20 protein-coding genes are annotated in these 24,058 nt (G+C 36.8%); all 20 read right to left on the reverse strand.

The genetic code is table 11. The annotated features are described in order from the left end of the window. Positions 1-36: 36 nt before the first annotated feature. Complete coding sequence (locus RM706_RS01365; protein WP_311349225.1) at positions 37-255, reverse strand: hypothetical protein; 219 nt, start codon at positions 253-255, stop codon at positions 37-39. Next, a complete protein-coding gene (locus tag RM706_RS01370) occupies positions 252-785 on the reverse strand; it encodes a DUF420 domain-containing protein (RefSeq protein WP_311349226.1) in 534 nt (177 codons plus the stop codon). Before RM706_RS01370 ends, RM706_RS01365 begins: the two co-directional genes overlap by 4 nt. Beyond that, positions 786-1,529, reverse strand: a complete 744-nt coding sequence (locus RM706_RS01375) for an SCO family protein (protein WP_311349227.1) — start codon at positions 1,527-1,529, stop codon at positions 786-788. Next, positions 1,510-2,142, reverse strand: coding sequence for a hypothetical protein (locus tag RM706_RS01380; protein ID WP_311349228.1), 633 nt, complete (start codon positions 2,140-2,142; stop codon positions 1,510-1,512). The genes RM706_RS01375 and RM706_RS01380 overlap by 20 nt, the downstream gene beginning before the upstream one ends. A gap of 144 nt (positions 2,143-2,286) precedes the next feature. Then, the gene (locus RM706_RS01385) at positions 2,287-2,670 is read right to left on the reverse strand and encodes a cytochrome C oxidase subunit IV family protein (RefSeq protein ID WP_311349229.1); all 384 of its coding nucleotides are present in this window, start codon (positions 2,668-2,670) and stop codon (positions 2,287-2,289) included. 33 nt (positions 2,671-2,703) lie between these two features. Then, entirely contained in the window at positions 2,704-3,678 is a 975-nt protein-coding gene (locus tag RM706_RS01390) for a cytochrome c oxidase subunit 3 (protein ID WP_311349230.1), read from the reverse strand. Between the two features lie 119 nt (positions 3,679-3,797). Continuing rightward, positions 3,798-5,000 (reverse strand): hypothetical protein, encoded by a 1,203-nt coding sequence (locus RM706_RS01395; RefSeq protein ID WP_311349231.1) that lies wholly within the window; start codon positions 4,998-5,000, stop codon positions 3,798-3,800. Between the two features lie 64 nt (positions 5,001-5,064). Continuing rightward, entirely contained in the window at positions 5,065-5,646 is a 582-nt protein-coding gene (locus RM706_RS01400; protein ID WP_311349232.1) for a cytochrome c oxidase subunit 3, read from the reverse strand. A 69-nt stretch (positions 5,647-5,715) separates the two neighbouring features. After that, positions 5,716-6,627: a heme o synthase gene (cyoE, locus tag RM706_RS01405; RefSeq protein WP_311350443.1), complete on the reverse strand. Its 912-nt coding sequence runs from the start codon at positions 6,625-6,627 to the stop codon at positions 5,716-5,718. Positions 6,628-6,765: 138 nt separating this feature from the next. Next, positions 6,766-7,470, reverse strand: coding sequence for an energy transducer TonB (locus RM706_RS01410; RefSeq protein ID WP_311349233.1), 705 nt, complete (start codon positions 7,468-7,470; stop codon positions 6,766-6,768). 63 nt (positions 7,471-7,533) lie between these two features. Then, entirely contained in the window at positions 7,534-7,926 is a 393-nt protein-coding gene (locus RM706_RS01415) for a VanZ family protein (protein ID WP_311349234.1), read from the reverse strand. Beyond that, complete coding sequence (gene gcvH / locus RM706_RS01420) at positions 7,919-8,299, reverse strand: glycine cleavage system protein GcvH (protein WP_311349235.1); 381 nt, start codon at positions 8,297-8,299, stop codon at positions 7,919-7,921. The genes RM706_RS01415 and gcvH overlap by 8 nt, the downstream gene beginning before the upstream one ends. Before the next feature lie 92 nt (positions 8,300-8,391). Further along, complete coding sequence (gene sov / locus RM706_RS01425; RefSeq protein ID WP_311349236.1) at positions 8,392-15,582, reverse strand: T9SS outer membrane translocon Sov/SprA; 7,191 nt, start codon at positions 15,580-15,582, stop codon at positions 8,392-8,394. 5 nt (positions 15,583-15,587) lie between these two features. Next, the gene (gene ruvA / locus RM706_RS01430; protein ID WP_311349237.1) at positions 15,588-16,169 is read right to left on the reverse strand and encodes a Holliday junction branch migration protein RuvA; all 582 of its coding nucleotides are present in this window, start codon (positions 16,167-16,169) and stop codon (positions 15,588-15,590) included. Between the two features lie 19 nt (positions 16,170-16,188). Beyond that, on the reverse strand, positions 16,189-18,483 hold the full coding sequence (locus RM706_RS01435) for an NADP-dependent malic enzyme (RefSeq protein ID WP_311349238.1): 2,295 nt from the start codon (positions 18,481-18,483) through the stop codon (positions 16,189-16,191). A 91-nt stretch (positions 18,484-18,574) separates the two neighbouring features. Beyond that, positions 18,575-19,897, reverse strand: coding sequence for an MFS transporter (locus RM706_RS01440; protein ID WP_311349239.1), 1,323 nt, complete (start codon positions 19,895-19,897; stop codon positions 18,575-18,577). 147 nt (positions 19,898-20,044) lie between these two features. Beyond that, entirely contained in the window at positions 20,045-20,965 is a 921-nt protein-coding gene (queG, locus tag RM706_RS01445; protein WP_311350444.1) for a tRNA epoxyqueuosine(34) reductase QueG, read from the reverse strand. 57 nt (positions 20,966-21,022) lie between these two features. Then, entirely contained in the window at positions 21,023-21,388 is a 366-nt protein-coding gene (locus RM706_RS01450) for a DUF4242 domain-containing protein (RefSeq protein ID WP_311349240.1), read from the reverse strand. A gap of 95 nt (positions 21,389-21,483) precedes the next feature. Then, positions 21,484-22,584, reverse strand: a complete 1,101-nt coding sequence (locus RM706_RS01455) for a nickel-binding protein (protein WP_311349241.1) — start codon at positions 22,582-22,584, stop codon at positions 21,484-21,486. A 393-nt stretch (positions 22,585-22,977) separates the two neighbouring features. Beyond that, a complete protein-coding gene (ruvB, locus tag RM706_RS01460) occupies positions 22,978-24,000 on the reverse strand; it encodes a Holliday junction branch migration DNA helicase RuvB (RefSeq protein ID WP_311349242.1) in 1,023 nt (340 codons plus the stop codon). Between the last annotated feature and the right edge of the window lie 58 nt (positions 24,001-24,058).

The raw sequence follows: 24,058 nt of genomic DNA on the forward strand, positions 1-24,058 counted from the left end.
ACACTTTTTCTTAAAAAAAATGTTAAAAGAAGTTTTTTAGCTATTTCTAAGCCTTCTATAAATGAAATAGAACAGCCCACCTACCAATAGATAGGGAATTGCCATTAGATAGACAATACCATTGTTAATACCTTCAGCTTGACTAGTGTCTGCTTCGCTTTCAAGGGCGGCACGACACATAGCACATTGTGCCTCGATTTCTTTTGGAAAAAGAAAAAGGCAAATGATTATACCAACTATTATTACTTTTTTCATGAAATATAATAAGGCGAAATCATTAAATACACAACTACCCCAGTCACAGCAACATATAACCAGATGGGGAAAGTATACTTTGCCCATGCTCTGTGGGCTTTAAAATCACCGAGGTATGTTTTACTATATGTCATTAAAACTAAAGGTATAATTGCTATTGAAAGTATTATATGCGAAAGTAAAATAAAGAAATACAGATATCTTATTACTCCTTCTCCACCAAAAGGGGTAGATTCTGAGGTCATGTGATAAGCAACATACATGACCAAAAAAGCGATAGAAAATACAATACAGGCAGTCATCAAATTTTGATGTAATCTTTCCCTTCCTTTTTTGATGGCAATTACCGCAGCGACTAAACAAAAAGCGGTTAACCCATTAATCGTAGCATAAATGGGAGGCAAAAATGTCAATGGTTCTGAATCAGGAATTTTATACCCGAACAGTATAGCCACAACTAAAGGAATGGTTATTGATAAAATGGTAATCCAAACCTTGATTTTCTTTTCGTTTTTTGAGACTGCCTTCATTTACTCCGCCAATAATTTTTGAATATCTTCCTTTAATATAGTGATTTGTTGCGCCTCTCCATCATCATTAGCACCTTGCTCTTCGGTTATGGTCCCTCGATAGTAAATTATAGGATTACCATATTTATCAGTTCTGGAACGTATGTATCCTTCTTTATCAACCAAAGCAAACATACCGGAATGTTCAAAACCTCCTGGCGCTTCATCAGTTTCATTGGCAAATATGTAAAATCCATCATGGGCAAGTTCGTAAATCGCCTCTCTATCTCCGGTCATTAAATGCCAATTCTTATTGGAAACTTGATATCGAGTTGCATACTTTTTTAATATCGACGGTGTATCATACCGTGGATTAATCGTAAATGAAGCAAAACCCAAACCTTCTTTGTCAGAAAATGTGTTTTGCAACTCTACTAGATTACTCGTCATTGTTGGACAAATAGTTGGACAGGTAGTAAAGAAAAAATCAACGACATAAACCTTGCCCAAATAGTCTTTATTGGAAACTTGAATACTATCTTGATTTAAAAACATAAAGTCCGGCACCTTTCTCCTTTGGCCATTACTGACCACATAAGACAATGGGGCCATATTGACCACTCCGCCCAACCTGTCATTTTCAATTATGGTACCTTCTTTTAAGCGTTTTGTTATTTCATAAACTGCAAAAACACCAAATACCAATATGATGGTCGAAACCCAAACATAGGTGTATTTTCGTTTGCTATTTGCTCCTGTCGGCATTGTTCTTTTTTAGTGCAAGACGGTACTCAGCAAGAATGATTTTCATATCATCTTCCATCTTATTATTTAAATCTGCTACGGACGTAGTGTTAAAACCATATTTGGTTCCTAAGTCTTCATCATCATCGCGACCTCTTAAGTTTCTATCTTTATCAATGATAAAAACATGAGAAGTTCCAAAATCATCGCCCAAACTCAAATTTGTTTTTAAGCCACTAAAAAAAGTTTTGATTTCTTTCGGGCTTGCAAAAACGAAATTCCATTTATCAGTTGCAGATAGTTGACCAAGCTCCGCTTTGAGTTCTTCAATACTTTCTTCTTCTCCATTTGGAACTAACATTACCAACTGAAAATCATTGAACTCATGAAATCTTTTATAAATCTTTTGATTCAGATTAAAAGCGTTACCCTTTCGCTTTTCAACATCTGACCCTAAAAAACCCAATACTGTAATTTTATCCTGCAAGGTGGCAGTACCGTCGAGCTTTGTAATATCGGAAATTTGTTCCGTCAGAATAGGAAGTCTTCCAAAATTGTTCACTCCAGAAGCAAAAAATAAATATGCGACCAAAGGAAATATAAATAAGACAATTAATACAAGCTTTTTTTTCATGAATTAGTGTTAAATCGGATATCCGATTTTAAAAGGCCATACCTCACTATTTGTGCAAATGCGCAAATGAATTTGGCACACACAAAAATAAAAAAAGGCGGTCATTAAACCGCCTCAATACCATCAATAATACCAATGGAGCATTTAAAAATTCCAGGCAAAAAAGCCATCTTTAAATACTTCGTATATATATGTCGCTTCGAACAATAAGATAAAGACTAAGTACGAAACCAAAAAAATAGGTGTCCAGACAATAGCTCTTCTCAATGAACTTTTTTCATCACGTAAGTGCATGAAGTCCCATGCGATATAATACGCCTTAACTAAGGTTAGAATGATAAAGATCCAGTTCAATAATTTCATCCCTAAGAACGAAGTCTTAATTAAGAATTCGGGCTTGACAATACCCAAACCAACCTCAATTGCAGTCACAATGGTCAAAAAGATTAGAACGCCCCAAATCTTTTGAATATTGGACTTAAATTTTAATAAGCCTCTAAAAATTTCTAGTTTATGTTCGTGTGCCATTTATATAAGACGTTAGATGTTAGATATCAGACTTTAGACAAGATAAAAGAATGTAAATACGAATACCCAGACCAAATCTACAAAGTGCCAATATAGACCTACTTTTTCGACCATTTCATAATGCCCTCTTCGCTCATAAGTTCCTAAAATGACATTAAAGAAAATGATGATGTTGATGACCACACCAGAAAATACGTGGAAGCCATGAAAACCTGTTATAAAAAAGAAAAAGTCTGCAAATAAACGACTGCCATATTCATTTCGCACCAAATTAGCTCCTTCCACAACTCTAACCGCATCTTTTAGACGGCCCAATGATTGTTCTCTATTGAGTAATGTTTTTTCACCTTCTTCGGTTATTGTTTCCGTACGGATTAAAATATTAGGATTTGATTTAAAGCCTTCAATTACCTCATTTAAAGATACCGTTGGCAATGTAGCCTCGTCGGTATACCAAACGCCTTTGTCACGCGTATCTTGAGCTCTATCTTCTGCTAAAGTTGCCGCAAAAGATGTTATGGCTGCCCTTTCGCCGGTATCAGCTTTTACAAATTGCAATACTCGACCGCCTTTGGTCTCTAAAGCACCATAATCACCTTTTATGAAAGTTGCCCATTCCCAAGCTTGTGAACCAACGAATATTGCACCGCCAATAATGGTCAAGAACATATACCAGATTACAGCATTCTGTTTCATTTTATGACCTGCATCCACTGCTAAAACCATGGTCACAGAAGACATTATCAAAATAAAAGTCATGAACGCTACATAAATCATTGGGTAATTACCGTGAAAGAAAGGCACGTGGGTAAATACCTCATCGGCTATTGGCCATGTTTCGATAAACTTAAATCTTGAAAATCCGTAAGAGGCCAAAAAACCTGAAAACGTCAAGGCATCAGAAACAATGAAAAACCACATCATTAGTTTTCCATAGCTCGCTCCAAGAGGTTTATTATCGCCTCCCCAAACGTTTTCTTCATTACCGGTAGTTACCGTTGTATCCATAAAAACTATCGTTTTAATAAAACTTTAGCAAATTTACATCTTTTAGTGAAATCATAAATAGAATTTACACCTAAAACTTCTTTCTTTAAAGCACATATAAAAATAATGCAATTATTTATTTACAGAAGTTGATAATTCAAAATCAATGATAATCCTCCAAAATTAGATGATGTTCCATTTGCAGTAGATGTCACAATATTACCAAAGTATTGATAACGCATTTCTAAGCCTAATTTATTATATAAGTCCATACCAAATCCAAATGCGGGACCTATGGTGCTTGACACTCCTACTGAGGGTCGGCTTGGTCCCAAATTGATAGATGTCGGTGATGTAATGGCATAATTAATTATACCATTTAGAAAAAGTTTTACGGAATCGTTGATAAACATATAATGCCTAACCCCAAAAACGATTTCAAAAGAGTCAAACTCTGCAATAGCAATATCATTTGACCCATCAAAAGCAACAGTAGTTTCTGAGTTATAAGAAGTATAACTCGGCTCTAAGAACAATGCCCACTTATTTTTGTTGAACGGAAATACATATTCTATTTCAGCTCCAAATGTTATAGCTATATTACTTCCATAGTCGACTTTCGGAAAGCTAGTATTCCGTCTTTCAAATGACAATGCGCGGTAATCCATACCTCCCATTAAAGAAAAATGAAAAACCCCTTTTTTAACCTTTTGGGTTTCTATGTTTTTATCAACTATAACACCCATCTCCTCATTTATGCCTATAAAATACTTCACCAAATCCATCTTTTTATAAGCTAGCTTTTCTAAATCGCTTGCTTTGTTTCCAAATTCGTTTAGAAGTTGTTGCTTGTATTGATTGTTCTCGGCCACTTGGTTTCTCTGGTTAATATATTTTTTGTGCACTAAGGGCAAGATTTCAGATTCTTTGGCGCTATAAAAATACCTAACTAAGTTTCCTGCTTCATAGTCGTACAAATCAATATCTCCATCTACGAGTCTTCTTAAAAAGAGTCTTTCCTTACTATTATCAGGCTCTCTTTTAGAACTCATTAAGCGCAAAATATTACTCGATCGATCAATATCTACCAAGACACTAACAAAAACCGATTTACCTATTACACCGAACTCTTTAACCTCTTTAACCGAGGCTTCCAATCTTTCTTCTTGCCCTGGTAGCTTGTAAACAAAACTCTCTGGATTATCCTTCCAATCATTATTTTTTATGAGACATTCAGTACGCTCATTCCGGTTATTTAAAAAGTAGCCTGGTTCAAAGTTTATTTGCCCAAACAAGTTGCTATTTGCAAGCAAAAAACCTAAAATCAACATGATTTTTTTCATTTTATCCTTATTAAAAACATCCTAAAACCAAACATAGAATAGAACGGATATCTTATTTAGAAATTTATTTTACAAAAAACATAAATAGGATTAGATAAACCCATAAAAAATCTAAAAAATGCCAGAAAGTTGCCCCCAATTCCAAGCCCAACATGTTTTCTGATGTATACTTTCCCCTGTCCTGTTGAACTAGTACGACAAGTAATGAAATCAAACCCGCTACTACGTGTAAAATATGTACAAAGGCAATCAAGAAAATATAGGACATTTTAATATTACTTGTAGGACCCGTGAAGTAATACCCGCTTTCCAACATTTGTGAAAAGCCTACAAACTGCAAAACAATAAAACCGATTCCTAGCATCAAGGTAAGCATTAACCAATTCTTAGCCATTTTTTGATTATCTGACCTAACATTTCTTTTGGCAAGAATATAAGTAATACTGCTCAAAATAATTATGACGGTACTGATGAAAAATGCTTGTGGCAAGTCTATAGTATCCAACCAATCTTTTCGCTTACTACTTACGATATAAGCACTCGTCCAGCCTGCAAACGCCATAATTAAGCTAATGATACCAAACCAAAGCATCATTTTTTTAGCCCTTTTATTTTTCTCTTCTACGGTTCCTTGTGTTAAATCCATCTTTTTTAATTCTTAAACGATTAGATTCCGCTATTCTGCGGAATTCGTTCAACTAGTTATTTTGAATACTCAAAATAGAGTTTCACTGAACTTATCCATCACAAAAACTATTTGCATTAGCGTGATATAAGATACGCTTGCCAACATCAGTCTTCTTGCGGACTTATTATCGCGATTCTCATAAAGTTTAAAGGCAAATAGTAACATCGCAATTCCCATTAAAAATATAATCACCGCAGCTACTACAGATAATTGAAGTCTTCCGGTAAAACCAAAAACTGGCATTATAGAAATCACGATCATCCAAATGGTGTACAAAATAATCTGCAACACCGTACCCGTATCTTTTTTGCCAGTGGGCAACATTTTGAATCCCCCTTTTTTATAATCTTCATCTAACATCCAACCAAGCGCCCAAAAATGGGGAAACTGCCAAAAAAACTGAATCATAAATAAGGTGCCCGGTTCAATGCCAAAATCATTGGTAGCCGCCACCCAACCCAACATAAAAGGTATCGCACCTGGTATGGCACCTACAAATACCGAAAGCGGGGTTTTTGTTTTTAATGGCGTATAAACGCTTGTATATAAAAAAATTGAAATAGCACCAAACAATGCCGTTTTTGGGTTTAAAAAATACAGCGACACCACACCTAAAATTGTTAGGACTATAGCAACAGAAAGCGCATATTTTGTTGACATTCTACCTGCTGGTATGGGCCTACTTTTTGTGCGCTGCATTAAAGCATCTAAATCTTTTTCGATGATTTGATTATAGGCATTAGAAGCACCTACCATACAATATCCGCCAAAGGCTAAAAGGAGAACCGCTACATAATCAACTTCATATGCCCCCAGAAAGTAGCCCGCGATTGAAGAAAAGACCACACTAACAGCCAACCTTACCTTGGTAAGCTCTTTAAAATCAGCTATGGCCAATGACCAGGTAAAATTTTTAATAGTTGCTGAAGCTGTTTTCATAATGGCCTGCAAAGATACAGTCACCTCTTTTCATTTGCAACGAATTGAATATGTTTATATTCTTGTGATTAACTCTATCAAACAAAAAACCCTTACCAAAATTGGTAAGGGTTTTTGAAATCTTATTATTTTAAAAGTCTATTGTAACTTAAAGGTAATCGGAATACTAAATGGAACTTTTACCGCTCTACCCCTTTGTTTACCTGGAGTCATTTTAGGTAATTTGTTGATAATTCTTAAAGCCTCAGCTTCCAAGTTCTTATCTGGTCCGCGCATTCTAATATTACCTATACTACCATCTTTCTGGATCACAAAAACAACACTAACACGACCTTGAACTCCCATTTCTTGAGCAATTTCAGGGTAACGGAAGTTTTTACGAATATGTTTCTGCATCATTTCTTGAAAGCAAGCTTTCTTATTACTAGATCCCTCGCAACCAGGAAATACGGGTACGTCTTCAATAACGGCAAATGGCACTGAAATATCCTCATCTACCTCTTCAACCTCAACATCATCAACTTCCATAACCTCTTCTTCTTGGCTAGTTTCAGTGGATTCAATTACAGTTTCTTCAACCTCTTCTTCATCTTCTACAACTTCTATTATTTCTGGTGCAGCAGGAGGCGGTGGAGGCGGTGGTGTTTTAATTTGTTCAGTCATTGGAACTTCTTCATCCAACTGATCTTCAACGTTCATGGAAATATCATAATCATTGGTCTTATCATATTTTTTCCACTCTAAACCTCGCCAAACTAGCAACATGACCACTGCAAGGCCTATTACAAAATAAAGGGCACTATTTCTGCCAACATCAGCTTTCGGATTCTTTTTTGGTTCCATCTGTATAAATTTTAATGTTCGCTAATTTAATTATTAATTCGACATATAAACAACTAAAATGAGTCATTTTAACGTCGTAGTGAGTGAAAGATACTTTTTAATGAGTAAAACTCCAAAAAAAGCTCCTAAAGTATTTGCCAGAACATCCCATATTTCTGCTGCACGATCAAATGGCATGAGGTACTGTAAAACCTCAATAAATATGCCATAACATAAGGCAAACAAAAACATACGTTTGACATCGCGTTTTGCCTGAAAACTTTTCTTCGTTTTTTCTTTTAAAAAAAGTGTGCCTAAAATCACCATGACACCATAAAAAGTAAAATGGACCATTTTATCCATATGGGGAATCCATATTTTACTTTCATCAATATCCGAAAAAGAAAACAAGCTGAGCAGCGTTACAAACACCATCCAGCTTATAAATAAAATTGTAAACAAATGCTTTTTAAGCACCTATGAGTTCTTTGTAATCAGCATCGCTCATCAATCCATCTAACTCAGAAGTATCACTGATTTTTATTTTGACCATCCAACCATCTCCATAAGGGTCAGAATTCACCTTTTCAGGTTCATCTTCAAGAGCTTCATTAAATTCAACAATTTCCCCACTTAATGGTAAAAAGAGATCAGAAACTGTTTTAACTGCCTCAACAGTACCAAATACCTCTTCTTTATCTAAAGTTTCATCTACAGTCTCCACTTCAACGTAAACGATGTCACCTAATTCACCTTGAGCAAAGTCCGTAATACCGACAGTTGCAATATCACCTTCTATCTTGACCCATTCATGGTCTTTGGTATACTTTAATTCTGATGGAATATTCATTTTTTGATTATTTATTCTCCAGAACAAATGTAATTGATTAGATAGCGATTTTCAAAAATTGTTTTGACGATTTTCACATCTATCCTTAGCACTTAATTTCCAAAATTGTAACGTACGGTAAAGCCTGCATTAATGGTGGTTTGTGGGAAAGCTGTTGACACCTTAAACTGTGAGAAGGAATGATCATAAAAGAACAGTGCATTCAAATTCTTGCTTAAAGCGTAGTCCGCTGTAAACTTAATTGACCAAAGTTCTTGACCTGCGGTAATTTGATTGTTATCAATATCAAGGTTTCTAATTAAAGTAATATTATCTCGAAGTGATAAGTCTGCCTTTAAATTTAGATCTCCTTTCAAACGTGTTTTCTCGCCACCGATATTGGTCACAAACTTCACATCTTTAAAACGATAACCTAGCCCAACGGTATATTCTTTGCCATTGATTTCAGTGAGCAGATTGTTATCAAAGCTCAAAGAGAACGTTCTATCTGTTCTTACCTCTGCCAATACACTCAATGAGTTTTTCATTTCAAAATCCATTCTTATCAAGGGGTTGAACTCATCGGTCAAAACCACATTATTGATGATATTTTCCGACAAAATATTTCCTGTTTCTGAATTTATGGGTGCTAAACCATCTTTTAGCAGCTGATTCCGTTCTAGATTGGTTTGAAATGAATTAATGCTATAGGCTGAACGATATCCATGTTGAATTGAAAAACGTTTAAATTTCTTTTTGAACCATTTGTTCTTCATCAAACCTGTATACTTGATATTCCAATTAGGAATTGGTATTTCTCTAAAGGCATCAAGGTTTACTCGGTTAACATCTTGACCTGTAATTGCCGCAAAAAATGCCGGAAGCAATACATCTTGGCTTGTTTTTCCATATCCCTGCGGAAAGCCATCCTCATCAACACCTGCCACATTTGCATTTCTATCTGAAACAATTCTGTTCGCAATGGTAATCCGGTTTGCCTTGAATTCTTCAAAAGTTTCAGAATCAAACTCATCACTCTTTCTAAATGCGGTACCAATCATCATTGTCGATATACTAAAGTTTCCAAAATTATTGGCCAATAGTTGGTTATATTGTAATCCTCCATTTATATCATCAGGAATGACTTCAAAGGTTTCTTGTAAACTATTTGAAATTTGTCGGTCCGCGGTCAAATCAATCGTTAAGTCTTGAGTTGGCTGCGCCGTAGCCGTAATACTAAGCTGTTTTGAACTATTCTGTAAAAATTGAGAATTAAATCCACTAAACTGTGTCAACCAGCCTCTTCTGGCCGCTTCAAACCTCACATCTCTTTGACTTCCAAAAACAAAGCCCAAAGTAGGTCTTGCGGTTCCGATAAAGCCAATTGATTGTGTATAGCCTGGCAATACTTTACCCCTATTTTCGCTATAGTTGATATTGACACGCTTTACCATGGTTAGTATATCTATAGCCGTATTCAAGCCTTTACTGGTTTTTTTCTTGGGTTTTTCGTCCGTTCCATCTGCCGTATTACCAGCTTTATCTCTTCTTTTTGCAGCTACGGCGGCTGCAGCTTCTTTTCCCGTGCGTTTCTTAAGTCCTAGATAATCATAAAACCCCTGCATGGTCAAATTGGCCGTTAAGTTATGGGTGCTCGCATTTTGAACAGTATTGATTTGAGCCCCTTCACCCAACTCAGCTTCTGCAACTTCGGCCAATGCATCTCCACCCCTTTGCCAATCAAAATTACTGGTATATGTATACTGTGCATTGATAAAATTTAAGAACGGAAACTTATTAAAAGGTAGTTCATAGTTCAACTGCATTTGCTGAGCATGTCTATTAGGCTCACCTACATCAAAAAAGCCATCCCATAAATTCAAAGATTCATCTATTAGAGGTCTATCATCTGCATCTAAATCATTGCCGAAATAATTTCGGACAATATTATTGTTTGAAGATGTTAAGTTCACCCGAAGCGATTTACTCAAGCTATAGTTTAGGGCATATTGCCAATTGAACAGGTAATTGCGCTGTTGTAACAATGGCAAATCTAAAGCTTCAATACCGGGCTCTAATACATCGCGAAAACGCTGTTGGTTAAAAGAACGATTGTAATTGGCATTAACTGAAATACTCGTTGGTAAAACATTAAAATTTAATTCTTTAAGCCATTTCCAATAATCTCCAGTAAAAAGAGAGTCCTTCTTTGCAAATGGGGCAACTGGTGCAGGTTTAAAATTATGATTGTAAACGAAACCCGTAGTTACGTTTTGATCTCTTAGATCAGCCACCTCAAAATCGCGATGGTTCGTTTCATTGTAAGAATAGTTAAACGTAAAGTTTTCAATATCATAGAAATTGGCATCAGCCTCCTCTCCTCTATTCTTTCGAACACCAATCAAATTAATGCTTCTACGCTTGGTATAATCTTCTGCCTGTTCACGTATGGTTTCTGCATCTTCTGCCGTTTCGGCAGCAGCAATTCTGTCATCTAATTTTAAATCATCATAGACTGGATCAAACTCGGGTGTAATTATCGTTTCTGATATGCCATAATTAAAAGGAATTTGAAGACCCCACTTTTTTGGGAATAGCTGCCCAACGTTAACATTGGTTACCACATCATAAGAAAAAGCATCTTCTCTTGCCCTTTCATTTGGTATTTGATCTATAGAACCAAAACCAGAAGTACTAGTACTGCCCGTAGCAGTGACATTGGCAAAATCAGCCATATTTGCATCGATAGCCCCAATTGCCGCCCAACCACCGTTGTTATCAAGACCGGCCAAACGTAATTCATTAAACCAGACTTCACCTCGAGCAGGAAGATCATCTATATTTTTAATACCTACCATCATACTACGGATACTGCCTAAGGACGGGTTACCCCTAATCCCTATTCGTATTTGACCCAACGTATGTGGTGCAAATTCATCTACTGGAATTACCTCTCCACCTTGCACTTCATAATAGTTGATATCATTCAAGGTTTGTTCGGCGATACCCAATGATTTTACTTTATTCAAATCGGCGAGTGCAATGTCCAGTTCGTTGACATCTGGCCAAATGATTTCAGGATTGTTTGCACTCGTACCAAAAGGGGTAAATTGAAGTGGAACTTCTATTTGATAAAAGTTCTCAGAGAAATCAGTTCCAATTCTTAAAAACCCTACCAATGGCGTATCATTATCTGAGTAATCGCTATTAATTATCTTTTCGGCATGCATAAACATTTTGATGCGCTCATATTGTCTTACATCTATGTTCACATTTTTAAAAACACCTCTTGAGTCTTGTGATTCCAGATTCTCTACAACGAAAGAAAGTGACTGCTCATTCTGCTGGATAATGGTATTATTATTGTTTAATTGCTCACGCACAACACCTGGTGGCAAAACATAGGGTATTGGAGTTCGTTGTTCGTTCTCCAAGATATTTATTGCATTAACATCGGTAGTTGTTCCATCATCAGCTGGGTTATTGTCAATATCAGGGTCTTGCAATGTATTGGTATACGTGCGCCAATCACCTCTTACCAAGTCTAAAGTAGCAAAACGCAAGACCACATCATCTGTAAAACCAGTCATATACATCCGCATAAAACTGATAGATCTAAAATCGGTAATCCCACCAACAGCATTGGTAAAATCGCTCAATGGAATTTTATATTGAATCCATCTTCTATTTATGGTGGTATTATTGGGCAAAGTACCTGTTTCACCTACGCGAATATCAGTGACATATTGATCATCAATCGTTGTATTAGGTTTGATTTCGATACGATATTCATAATAACTGTCCACCGTATTCATAGTTAAATCGCGGTCAACATCTTCAACATCGGGCAAGGTTGTTGATCCTCGATTGGTATTGGTCACGGTGACCGGTGAGTTACCATCAGGATTATTAAAATCTATATATCGCTCTAATATTCCACCTTCACGGTTTAAATAGTATACGTAATTATCTAATGCTGGATCATCAGCCGGACCATTATAAATTGCAGACTCAGCAGCATCATCAAAGCCGTCAAAACCGATATCTTGTTGTGTTCTATTATTTTCATCCGCATCAAAGGCATATACCAAAGATTGTGTTGAAGGTACCTGCCCCCAAATAGTTGACCTTGGAGTTTCTGTTGAGGTGGAACTTGGTAGGCCATTTTCATATTGTTTTCTACCATCTGGCAGAATATCTTCTGAGATGTTCCCTAGGTTAAGTACCAATTCCCCTGTATTTGCACCAGTAGTTTCACCATCAACATAAGGATCTAAAACCCAAAATTGCACAAACTCGACATTGGATTGTTCAAAATTGGTACTGCTCAAAGACCTCATGATTCCTGCCCAATTTTCTTGTGGAGATCCACCGAAATTGTCACTTGCATTATAAGGTCCTTTTTGATTTGGATAATATGCGATATCCAAAGTTCCTTGCACCGTTGTCTGCCCTTGGGCAATATCTTGCTGAGGAAAAACCTCGTCAATAAAAACCCTTCTTGTTGAGTTTAACGAAATATCCCCATCAGTAACTCCTGCTGGTCGCTGACTTGTGTAGAATATTGGATCAATGGTATACCAAGCCATTTTAGCCCGTTCAAACCCTGCTGCAATTCCATCTTCGTTATTTGGGACACCAACTGGCGGACTCGCTAATGACCATCCCAACGAAGAGCGTATATCAATAAGGGCTTGAGCTCCTTCAAAATCATCTAAATATGTAGTCGTTTCTCCTTGAAAATCGGCATTTTTAGGAGAATTTGGTTTTAATACCGCTACTTCGCCACGGATTGAAATGTTTGAGGGTACATCGGTATCAATATTAGGCAACTTATTGGCCAGTCGTGTTAGAAAAGGAACCTCCGTGCTAAAGTTGCCATTAAAACCAAAAATCGTATTGTTCACTGGCTCAACACCAAAATTTGACTTTTGAGTTAGGGGTCTCTCGTTCAGATTAAGTAAAGTTCCACCTAAAACAAAATTCTCACTAATCTTATGCTCTACATTGATACCTGTGAACCTTCTTGTTTGTTGACCAAACACGGCATTGTTTTCTACTGATATGTTTATCGGAGTGTTTGATGCTTCTAAACTCGGATCCAAGAGCTGAACTGTACCTGCCTGATAATTCACTGTATAATCAATACCTTCTTGTAGCTGACGACCACCGGCAGTTACTCTTACCGAACCCCTGGGTACGTTAAAAGCACCTATTGGTATGCCATTATTACCTTGTGATTTGTATCGCCCCTTTAACTGAAAACGATTCTTCTCGGCATCTTGTAACGAAGCTGCCTTTGTTTTAGAATACATGTTTCTGAATACATATCGCTGTTGGTTCACGTTGTATCCCTGGTCATTTTCAACTTCGTAGGTACCGCCACCCAATTGGTCAAACAAAAACTTTCCGAAAGGTTCTACTTTGGTAAAAATAATACGCCCGCTCTGGGTATCTACCGTTATCCCAGGCACATAATCAAAGAATCCATCACCTCCTGGTTGTACATCATTGTATAGGTTCAAACGGTCAAGATTGAATACATTCAATAGAATTCTATCTTCTAAACCTATTGGCCATCCAACATTCGGATCTACTGGTGTAATATAATTTCGAGGAGTGGGGTCTGAATATAAAATATTGAGTTTAAAATCTTCTTGGCTTAGCTGAAAAGCACCGGTCGAGTAGATATTTTTCATCATCAAATCCCAAATAGGATCTCCGACATTGGTAATATTACTCTTCAGTAATTTCAGGATAAGTGTATTGTTTTCTATGATAGGATTTGCTCCACCTGAAACGGTAGTCGCATCAATACCCCCATTGGCGAACTCACCAACCTGAAATACATCACCATTGAAAGTATATTGAAAGGCTACCCCTAAAACCTCATCATTGCTTAATCGTTGATTCAAGGAGATATAGCCCAACTGCGAATCAAATTGATAGTCTCTACCAACCTCCAATTTCCGTGCATTTTCTAAAATAGCATAATCAAATCCTTGGTTTGGTGCATACCCATTAGAAAAACTAAAGCCATTATCAACCGTTGCTATATCGCGAATTGCACTGTTTAATACCCCGCCTGAACCAATTGCGCTTGGGTCATAGTCATTGGCATTATTTTGTGGTAAGGCGCCTAAATCAAAAATATTGAAGAATCCAGCCGGAACCTGTCCCTCACGACCTATTCTAGTTTTTTCTTGACCATCCGTTCCTATTTGTGCCTCACCTAAATCTTGAAGGGCGACGACATTACGTACGTTTAAGGTCTGTTGGTTTCTGTTGGTTACCCAAACTTCTAATCTTGTAATTTGCACTTGGCTTTGTATGAAAGGGTAATTTGTCAATGCCGCGTCATAATTATCCCTAAAATATTGCGCTAAGAAAAAGTGTTTATCTTCATCATAGTCTAGTGCTGTTAGAGCGAATTCATTTAAAGTTCCCCCGCCTTGCGCAACCACCGTGTTGTTTTGTGAACGTTGTTCTGAAAAAACCGCGGTTACCGTTGTTCTACCAAATTGTAATTGTGTTTTTACCCCAAAAAGACTTTGAGCGCCGGTGATCAATGAACTGTTCAAAGGCATATTTACATTACCAATTTCAATTGAACGTAAAATATCATCTTCAGTCGGCGTATAATCCAATTTCACTAAATTCTGAAAATCAAAGGTCGCTTCAGTATCGTAATTAGCCGTAACCTGAAGACGTTCACCCACCTTGCCCAGCATACTTAAACTAATTCGTTGGTCAAAATCAAAAGATAGGTTTGTTCGGTTACGTGGTGATAATGCCGGATTATCATTTTTTTGCCATATAATACCCAAATCCATGGCTACTGAACCCTGTGGTATTACTTCAATAGTGTTACCGCCAAAAACTGATTCAAAGAAATTGCTGTTCACATAAAAATTAGGCAATAAATTTTTTCTTGCTTCTTCACTGCCCTCCTTTTTACCTGAAAATGCATCAATCTTTTCTTTAAAATAAGATTTCATACTCTCTTTTTGAACCAATTCATAATACTGGTCTGGGGTAAGGAACAAAGGATAGTTTACATTAAAATCGCCAACACTTTCAGTATAAACATAGCGGTCTATTTTAGAATCATAGGTATACTTGGCTATAATGCTATCAGGATTATCTAAAAGAATTTTCCCTAGAGTAAAGCCAGTTTTGACCGAATCAACAGGTTGTTGAATGGTATCTTGAGCTTGTATACATACAACACTCAAAAAAAATATGAATAAGAAAATCTTCTTAAACCTAAAAGGTTCAAGAAATGGTTTAGCCCCTCTTTTCAAACTAGTTACAAATTTTTCAGCGCCAATTTTATAATGTTCTCGACGCTCAGTGAGGAATCTTGCGAAAGAACCCGATCGACAACCTTTTCAGATTGTCTTCTTACGAAACCAAGAACCTCTAAAGCAGATAACGCTTCTTCTTTTGTTGTATTGTTTGATTGAAGGGAAACTTCGTCCATATCATAGACTTTCAAAATCTTGTCTTTCAAGTCTAAAATGACGCGCTGAGCGGTTTTTGCCCCAATACCCTTGATAGACTGTATTTTAGGCACATCGCCGCTTGCAATAGCCTCCTTTATTTGGGTGGGATCTAGTGAAGACAACATTGTTCTTGCTGTACTAGCACCAATACCAGAAACTGATAGTAATAATCTAAATATTTCACGCTCTGCTTTTTGTGCAAAACCGAATAACGTATGTGAATCTTCTTTTACTTGAAGGTGAGTAAATAAACTTATGCTCTCTTCATCTTTAAGCTGGGAAAATGTGTGAAGTGAAATGTTCAAAAAATAACCTACCCCATTGCACTCAATAACCACATAGGTTGGATTTTTCTCTACCAACTTTCCTTTTAGGTGATGAATCATTTTTTAAGATTTGTAGTTTTTATTTACCCATTTTGGCCTTTTTGCGTTTTTCACGCTCTTGCGCATCAATAACCGCAACAGCCGCCATATTCACCATTTCATCAACACTTGCTCCTAGTTGCAAAATATGCACAGCCTTTCGAAGACCCACCATTATAGGACCAATAGAACTAGCCTTGTTAAGCCCCTTAAGTAATTTATACGTAATATTAGAAGCATCCAGGTTTGGAAAAATAAAAGTATTCACTTTTTTACCAGCCAATTTTGAGAAAGGGAAATTATTATGACATAGCTCTTGATTTAATGCAAAATCGGTTTGAATTTCTCCGTCAACCACCAATTCAGGATTTTGCTCGTGTAAAATCTTTACAGCCTGTCTTACTTTTTGTGCTTCCGCATCACTTGATGATCCAAAATTTGCGTACGACAACATCGCCATTACTGGATTAAAACCAAAAGTGTTAGCCACATTTGCCGTCATCCGTGCAATTTCTGCCAAATCTTCAGCATCAGGATTTATGTTAATCGATGTATCTGCTAAAAATAGTGGTCCTCTCTCCGTTATCATGATGTTTACCGTTGACGCTTTTCCGACGCCGTTCGCTCTCCCAATAACTTCAAAAACTGGTTTTAATACTTTTGGATAGGCCCTTGAATAGCCTGAAATCATTCCATCTGCATCTCCTTCAATCAACATCATAGATCCAAAATAATTACGCTTGCCCATGTTTACACGAGCACTATATCGGGTTTCGCCCTTGCGCTTTCGCATTTGCCATAATTTATCGGCATACATCGTACGAACCGTATTTGATTCATCAGATCGAGGGTCAATAATCTCTACATCAGCATCAAACTCCAACTCTTTTTTATGTTTTAATATAGTTTCTTTATTCCCTAATAGAACAGGAATCGCAATACCTTCTTCATAAACTATTTGTGCAGCTTTTAATACATCTAATAATTCGGCCTCTGCAAAAACAATACGTTTCGGGTTCACTTTAGCACGATTATGGAGCATGCGCACTACTTTATTGTCATTTCCGGAACGTAATAAAAGTTCTTCTTCATACTTACCCCAATCTTCAATTGGTGCCTTAGCCACTCCGCTTTCTATTGCTGCCTTAGCTACCGCAGGAGGTATCGTAGAAATCAATCTAGGGTCAAAAGGTTTTGGTATGATATACTTTTTACCAAAAGTTAGCCTTGTCGTATCGTATGTAATGTTTACTTGCTCAGGAACGGGTTCTTTTGTCAAATCCGCTAATGCCCTAACTGCTGCCATTTTCATAGCCTCATTTATTTTAGTGGCTCTAACATCCAATGCACCTCTAAAGATAAAGGGAAAACCCAAAACATTGTTCACTTGATTGGGGTGGTCGGAACGACCTGTTGCCATAATAATATCCTTGCGAGTTTTACAAGCCAAATCATATTCTATCTCAGGATCTGGATTTGCCATAGCGAAAACAATAGGATTCTTTGCCATCGATGTCAACATAGAAGGAGAAACAATATCAGCCATTGATAGCCCAATAAAAACATCTGCATTGACCATTGCGTCATCTAAAGTTGAGATATTTCTAGTCGTTGCAAACTCCGCCTTTTGAGAAGACAGATTATCTCTATCTACTCTAATCACCCCTTTGCTATCAAGCATAACAATATTCTCACGTTTTGCACCAAAGGCCTGATATAATCTTGTACAAGAGATTGCAGCTGCGCCGGCACCGCTTACGACAATTTTTACATCCTCAATTTTCTTTTTTGTCAACTCTAACGCATTCAGAAGAGCAGCAGCGGAAATAATTGCTGTGCCATGCTGATCATCATGCATTACTGGAATATCCAGCTCTTCTTTCAGTCTTCTTTCTATTTCAAAGGCCTCTGGAGCTTTAATGTCTTCTAAATTGATTCCACCAAAAGTTGGTGCAATGATTTTTACGGTCTCAACAAACTTATCTACGTCTTCCGTATCCAGTTCAATATCAATTCCATCGATATCAGCAAAAATTTTAAAAAGTAGACTTTTTCCTTCCATTACTGGTTTAGAAGCTTCCGGACCGATATTACCAAGACCTAAAACAGCGGTGCCATTTGAAATTACAGCAACTACATTGCCTTTGGCCGTATAGCGATAAACTTCTTCTTTATTTTTCTCAATTTCAAGACAGGGTTCGGCAACACCAGGGGAATAAGCAAGAGCTAAGTCTCTTTGGGTCGCATATGGCTTCGTTGGCACTACTTTTATCTTGCCTGGTTGCGGTTTAGCATGATATATAAGTGCCTCTCTGCGTTGTTTTTCTTTGCTCATACCTTCTGTTTGGAGTGCATAAATTTAAGGGTATTCAATGGAACAAAATATTGTTTCATTGGCTAAAAGTGATTCAAAAGCTATACAAGCATTACTCAGAAACCGCTTCGGCACTTGCCTTTTTTACATTCAAACGCATTGCCAATAGTGCGGCAATTACAAAGAAGCCTCCAGCAAAAAGAATGGCATTAATGGCACTACCACCTAACAAATATTTATAGATAGGTCCAAAAGTTAAAGTTTCTATACCCATAGGAATTACTATCATCATGTTTAAGATACCCATATAAACACCTCTTCTTTCTTGGGGCACTACTTTTGAAACCATGGTGTAAGGGATACCCATCATTGCCGCCCAACCTATTCCAAATAAGACCATTGGTGCCAAGACCAATAAAGAATCCGTAATAAAAGGAATTGTGAACAGTGCAAGTGCCGTACCAACCAAACTATATGCATAAACTTTTTTACCACCGTATTTAAGTGTCAAAGGCACTAGTGCCAGAGCAACCACCATAGTTACAATATTATAGGTCAGACTCATTTGAGCCGATTGAGATGCAGCTTCAGATGTAGAATAACCCATGGTCAACTTAAACAAAGGGGTTATATATTGCCAGTAAATAAAAAGAGCGTACCATTGAAAAAGATAAACCGCTCCAATCTTCCACATAAAAGATGGCATTTCTTTAATAGCTGAACCGATTTCTTTGAAAGGTTTTGCGACTCTTACACTAAAAGGTTGGCTCTTATCATGGTTAATTTCAGCCAATTCTTCGTCAGAAGGTGGAATTTCAGGAGTTTTCAATACAGACCACAATATTGTTGCTATAGATAGCATACCACCAATGTAAAATGAATAGTAAAGCCATTTAGGGATCTCACCAGCTACCTCAACCGATTCGCCTCCAAATAAATACTGAAATAAAACAATAGAACCATTTGCCAATAAAATTCCAGCGCCTACAAAAAGGCTTTGCATTTGGTATCCCAAGCTCAACTGCTTTTCAGGCAATTTATCGCCAACAAAAGCGCGATAAGGTTCCATAGCCATATTATTACCTACATCAAGAATCCATAAAAGACCAACTGCAAACCATAAAACTGGGCTTGTTGGAAAAGCAAATAAACAAATACTGCCAATTATAGCTCCAATCAAAAAGTAAGGTTTACGTCTACCCCATTTTGGAGACCATGTTTTATCTGACATTGCTCCGATAATTGGTTGAATTATGAGACCTGTTACCGGACCTGCAATATTTAAAATTGGCAACATTTCTTCGGGTGCCCCTAGATATAAAAAGATGGGGTTTATTGCTGTTTGCTGCAATCCGAAACTGTATTGAATTCCTAAGAACCCAACGTTCATATTAAAAATCTGCCAAAAAGTTAAACTGGGCTTTTTAATTTTCATGGTTGATTGAATTTGGTAAGAAAGCCATCGTGTTCAAAGTCCTTTCCTAAATATCCTTTCAATATACTATAATCTTTATTGTTTTGATAAATATTACCAATCAAAACCAAGAATTGCGCAACGAAAACGATTTCGGTAACTGGTTGATTATTGTAAAAACTTGATATTTCTTTGAAGGCCGGAGAATTTTGTCCGTTTGACCGCAGATTTCTGAAAAACCTTTTTGAAGACGTCTTCTGTAATTTCTTCCCAATTTTTTTTGGTCATACTAAGCAAATCAGGCTGTGCATTGAACAACGGCTCGCTATGCGGTTTAGAAAATCGGTTCCATGGGCAAACATCTTGACAAACATCGCATCCAAACATCCATTCATCAAACTTTCCCTTAAACTCATTTGGTATTTCATTCTTTAGTTCAATGGTGAAATACGAGATACATTTACTGCCATCAACAACATAAGGTTCAACAATTGCTTCTGTTGGACAAGCATCTATACAAGCCGTGCAAGTACCACAGTGATCCGTAACTGGCGAATCATACTCTAACTCCAAATCAACAATCAATTCGGCGATAAAATAAAAAGAGCCTACTTGTTGGGTGAGTAAATTACTATGTTTTCCAATCCAGCCTAAGCCACTTTTTGCCGCCCAGGCCTTATCTAGAACCGGAGCAGAATCGACAAAAGCGCGGCCGTTTACTTCTCCTATTTCCTCAGAAATAAACTGTTGGAGTTCTTTTAACTTTGATTTGATTACGTGATGATAATCTTGGCCATATGCATACTTAGAAATCTTAAAGGTATTCTCTATTTGCTCTTCTTGAGGGTAATAATTCAACAATAATGAAATAACCGATTTGGAGCCTTCAACAAGCTGGGTAGGGTCAAGACGTTTATCAAAATGGTTGTCCATATATGACATTTCACCATGCATATTTTTATTCAGCCAGTTCTCTAATCGGGGAGCTTCTTCTTCTAGAAACTCTGCTTTTGAGATTCCACATGATAAAAAACCGAGCCGTTTGGCTTCGGTTTTTATCAGGTCGGTATGAGTTTGTTTAAAATTCAGTCTTTTGTAATCTACAACAGACTAAATTACGATTATTTAAACAAGTTAAACTTGAGTTTACTCTAGTGCTGTCGCTGGACTTATCTCGGTTGAGAGTTCACTTATCCTATTTGCAGGAAATCCCCCTTTCTCAGCATGTATTCTAAGAAGTTCTTTGTTTTCTGCTTTATACACACAATATACCTTATCATCGGTCACATAACTGTGAAGCCATTCAATTCCCGAACCCATTTCGCTTAAAACCGTGCAAGATTTTTGTGAAATCCCCTTTAGCTCTTCTTGTGTTAATTTTCCTGCATCAGGAATTTCTCTTTCAATCAAATAGGTTTTCATGATTTCTTCGTTCTTCATATTTGTTTTTGTTTGAGCAAAAGATAGCGTTAGTGTTAAAAGGGTAACTGCTAAAATGATTTTTGTTTTCATAACGAAAGTTTAAAAAGTTTATACTCCAAAACTAAACAGCCTCCGAAACGGAAGCTGTCACAAATAATTCAAATACTATAAATTATAAATCAAGACTAATCGAAATCTTTTAAATAAGCCTTAGGACTTAACCCAAAACGTTCCTGAAAACATTTGGTAAAATAAGAAGGACTCCCAAATCCACAATCAAAGGTTGTTTGGGCAATATTACGATCAGTCAATAGTAGCTTTAAAGATTTTTGAAGACGAAATTCCCGAATTAATTCGTTGAGAGACATTGCTGTAAGCTCTTTACATTTTCGATATAACTTTGATTTGCTCATAGAAAGTTCGGCACAGAAGTCACCCACCTCCAATTGTGGGTTTGCCCAATTTTGTGTTAGATAGTCCATCAATAAATTTAAAACATTTTCATTCTTAAGACTTATACATTCAAATAGCTTTTGATTCTTTATTGATTGATGCCTATCATCTTTATAAATCTCTTTGATAATTGAAGCCAAAACGATTTGGTTTTCGTCGGCGAAGGCAGATAAATATTTGGCCATTTTTATGGTGTCACCGAAAAGCTCTTTACTCTTTTCCACAGGCATTCCAGCATTCAAACCTATCCTAAGATTTATAAGCTCTCCGGCTACATGCATTCCCTTTTGAACCATAATAGCACATTGAACGGCATGACTTACTGATACAAAAGATGCAACAAAACCTTGACCTTTCAATTCTACTTCTCTACCCTCATAATTTTGTAGTTCATTCCTAATTATATCATAGAACAAAGTCAATAACCGATTGGCCTTTTCTTTACCCAATTGATGTTGCAATAATCTAGCATTGGTCGTTTCAGCTACCAAAATTATACGAAAAGCTGGGTCATTGAAAACCTTTAGATTTTCCGATAACGAAGACTTATCATTTGGATCGGATATTCTTCCTAAAAAAGCTTCGACTACATTACTATTGACTTGAACAATATCATACGGAATGAGCCCGTGAGCCTTGTCATGCATCTTTTTTACAGCTTCTTCGTTCGGTGCATCAATCAAACAAAAAGCACTGTCCCTTTCTTCATCGACCCAATAGGTCATACAGCGGCAGCCAAACTCATCTTGTATTTTTAGGTCTTCTCGATGTGCTTCTGCTGCATGCTTAGCTTCTATTCCTGGCACTAAATGACGATCCATAAAAATTGGCATGATATATTTTTTAATAGTTACAAATCAAAAGCAATAATAGAAATAGTTCAAAAATGATTTTTAAAAACAAAGTAATGCATCCTTAACTATTTAAAATAAGACATTTAGGTCATAAAATTGTAGAAATGGTTCAGAGTTTGATTAATAAAAAACCAAAAACTCCCTGAACCTGTAATATTTTAGTCTTTTAGTACTAACAAGGGTATTCTATCAAACTAACCATATGACCGAATAAGGAATCTCACCAAATCCCTTTTTCTGTAGTCTAGATTTCGAAATGATTTTTGCTTTTTTGAAGACCTATCTAACACATTTGGATTTCAAAAAAAATCAACTTAGTATCGCCCATTTTCATAGTCACAAGAGTGTCAGTAAGTAATCTAAAATTTTCATTTAAAACAACCCTCCTTGGGCGTTCCCCTTTATTCTGCCCAAATGTTTATAGGCTAGTTCTGTCACCTCTCGTCCTCTTGGAGTTCTCATGATAAAGCCTTGTTGAATCAAAAAAGGCTCATAAACCTCTTCAATAGTTTCCGCACTTTCCGAAACTGCGGTAGCCAGAGTAGTGATACCTACTGGGCCACCTTTAAATTTATCGATAATAGTGGTCAATATCTTATTATCCATTTCATCTAAGCCATGGGCATCAACATTTAATGCTTTTAGGCCAAACTTTGAAATAGCAATGTCAATATTTCCATTTCCTTTAATTTGGGCAAAATCACGAACACGACGCAATAATGCATTACAAATACGTGGGGTGCCCCGACTACGCCCAGCAATTTCTATAGCGGCTTCATTGGTAATAGGCACTTTTAAAATATCGGCACTACGCTCAACAATAGTTGAAAGCAATTCGGTACCATAATACTGTAATCGACTTTGAATTCCGAATCGAGCACGCATAGGCGCGGTCAATAATCCTGATCGAGTAGTAGCGCCTATTAATGTAAAGGGGCTAAGATTAATTTGCACTGTTCTAGCATTGGGGCCAGTCTCAATCATGATATCAATCTTATAATCTTCCATAGCGGAATACAGATATTCTTCTACTATTGGGCTCAGTCGATGTATTTCATCGATAAACAAGACATCTCTCTCCTCTAGATTGGTTAAAAGTCCAGCCAAATCTCCTGGTTTATCTAAAACAGGTCCTGAAGTAATTTTAATACCAACTCCTAGTTCATTTGCTAAGATATGTGCAAGGGTCGTCTTACCTAATCCTGGAGGGCCATGAAACAAGGTATGATCTAAAGCTTCATCTCTTTGATTTGCAGCTTGAACAAAAACCTTAAGATTTTCTAATACTTGTTCTTGCCCTGTAAAATCATCAAAACTGATAGGTCGTAACGCCCTTTCAATATCTATCTCTTCTTGAGAAAAACTACTGCTTGTAGGATCAAGATTATCATTCATACTTAACAAAGATAAAGTAATTACGTTATAAGATTTTCAAATAAAAGACTTTAGAATA

The organism is Croceitalea rosinachiae (assembly GCF_031846445.1).
GTDB classification, from domain to species: domain Bacteria; phylum Bacteroidota; class Bacteroidia; order Flavobacteriales; family Flavobacteriaceae; genus Croceitalea; species Croceitalea rosinachiae.

Bases quoted from the DNA above. Each gene is read 5' to 3' on its own strand.
- RM706_RS01365 (WP_311349225.1), bottom strand. From the start codon at position 255: ATGAAAAAAGTAATAATAGTTGGTATAATCATTTGCCTTTTTCTTTTT.
- RM706_RS01370 (WP_311349226.1), bottom strand. From the start codon at position 785: ATGAAGGCAGTCTCAAAAAACGAAAAGAAAATCAAGGTTTGGATTACC.
- RM706_RS01375 (WP_311349227.1), bottom strand. From the start codon at position 1,529: ATGCCGACAGGAGCAAATAGCAAACGAAAATACACCTATGTTTGGGTT.
- RM706_RS01380 (WP_311349228.1), bottom strand. From the start codon at position 2,142: ATGAAAAAAAAGCTTGTATTAATTGTCTTATTTATATTTCCTTTGGTC.
- RM706_RS01385 (WP_311349229.1), bottom strand. From the start codon at position 2,670: ATGGCACACGAACATAAACTAGAAATTTTTAGAGGCTTATTAAAATTT.
- RM706_RS01390 (WP_311349230.1), bottom strand. From the start codon at position 3,678: ATGGATACAACGGTAACTACCGGTAATGAAGAAAACGTTTGGGGAGGC.
- RM706_RS01395 (WP_311349231.1), bottom strand. From the start codon at position 5,000: ATGAAAAAAATCATGTTGATTTTAGGTTTTTTGCTTGCAAATAGCAAC.
- RM706_RS01400 (WP_311349232.1), bottom strand. From the start codon at position 5,646: ATGGATTTAACACAAGGAACCGTAGAAGAGAAAAATAAAAGGGCTAAA.
- cyoE (WP_311350443.1), bottom strand. From the start codon at position 6,627: ATGAAAACAGCTTCAGCAACTATTAAAAATTTTACCTGGTCATTGGCC.
- RM706_RS01410 (WP_311349233.1), bottom strand. From the start codon at position 7,470: ATGGAACCAAAAAAGAATCCGAAAGCTGATGTTGGCAGAAATAGTGCC.
- gcvH (WP_311349235.1), bottom strand. From the start codon at position 8,299: ATGAATATTCCATCAGAATTAAAGTATACCAAAGACCATGAATGGGTC.
- ruvA (WP_311349237.1), bottom strand. From the start codon at position 16,169: ATGATTCATCACCTAAAAGGAAAGTTGGTAGAGAAAAATCCAACCTAT.
- RM706_RS01435 (WP_311349238.1), bottom strand. From the start codon at position 18,483: ATGAGCAAAGAAAAACAACGCAGAGAGGCACTTATATATCATGCTAAA.
- RM706_RS01440 (WP_311349239.1), bottom strand. From the start codon at position 19,897: ATGAAAATTAAAAAGCCCAGTTTAACTTTTTGGCAGATTTTTAATATG.
- RM706_RS01450 (WP_311349240.1), bottom strand. From the start codon at position 21,388: ATGAAAACAAAAATCATTTTAGCAGTTACCCTTTTAACACTAACGCTA.
- RM706_RS01455 (WP_311349241.1), bottom strand. From the start codon at position 22,584: ATGCCAATTTTTATGGATCGTCATTTAGTGCCAGGAATAGAAGCTAAG.
- ruvB (WP_311349242.1), bottom strand. From the start codon at position 24,000: ATGAATGATAATCTTGATCCTACAAGCAGTAGTTTTTCTCAAGAAGAG.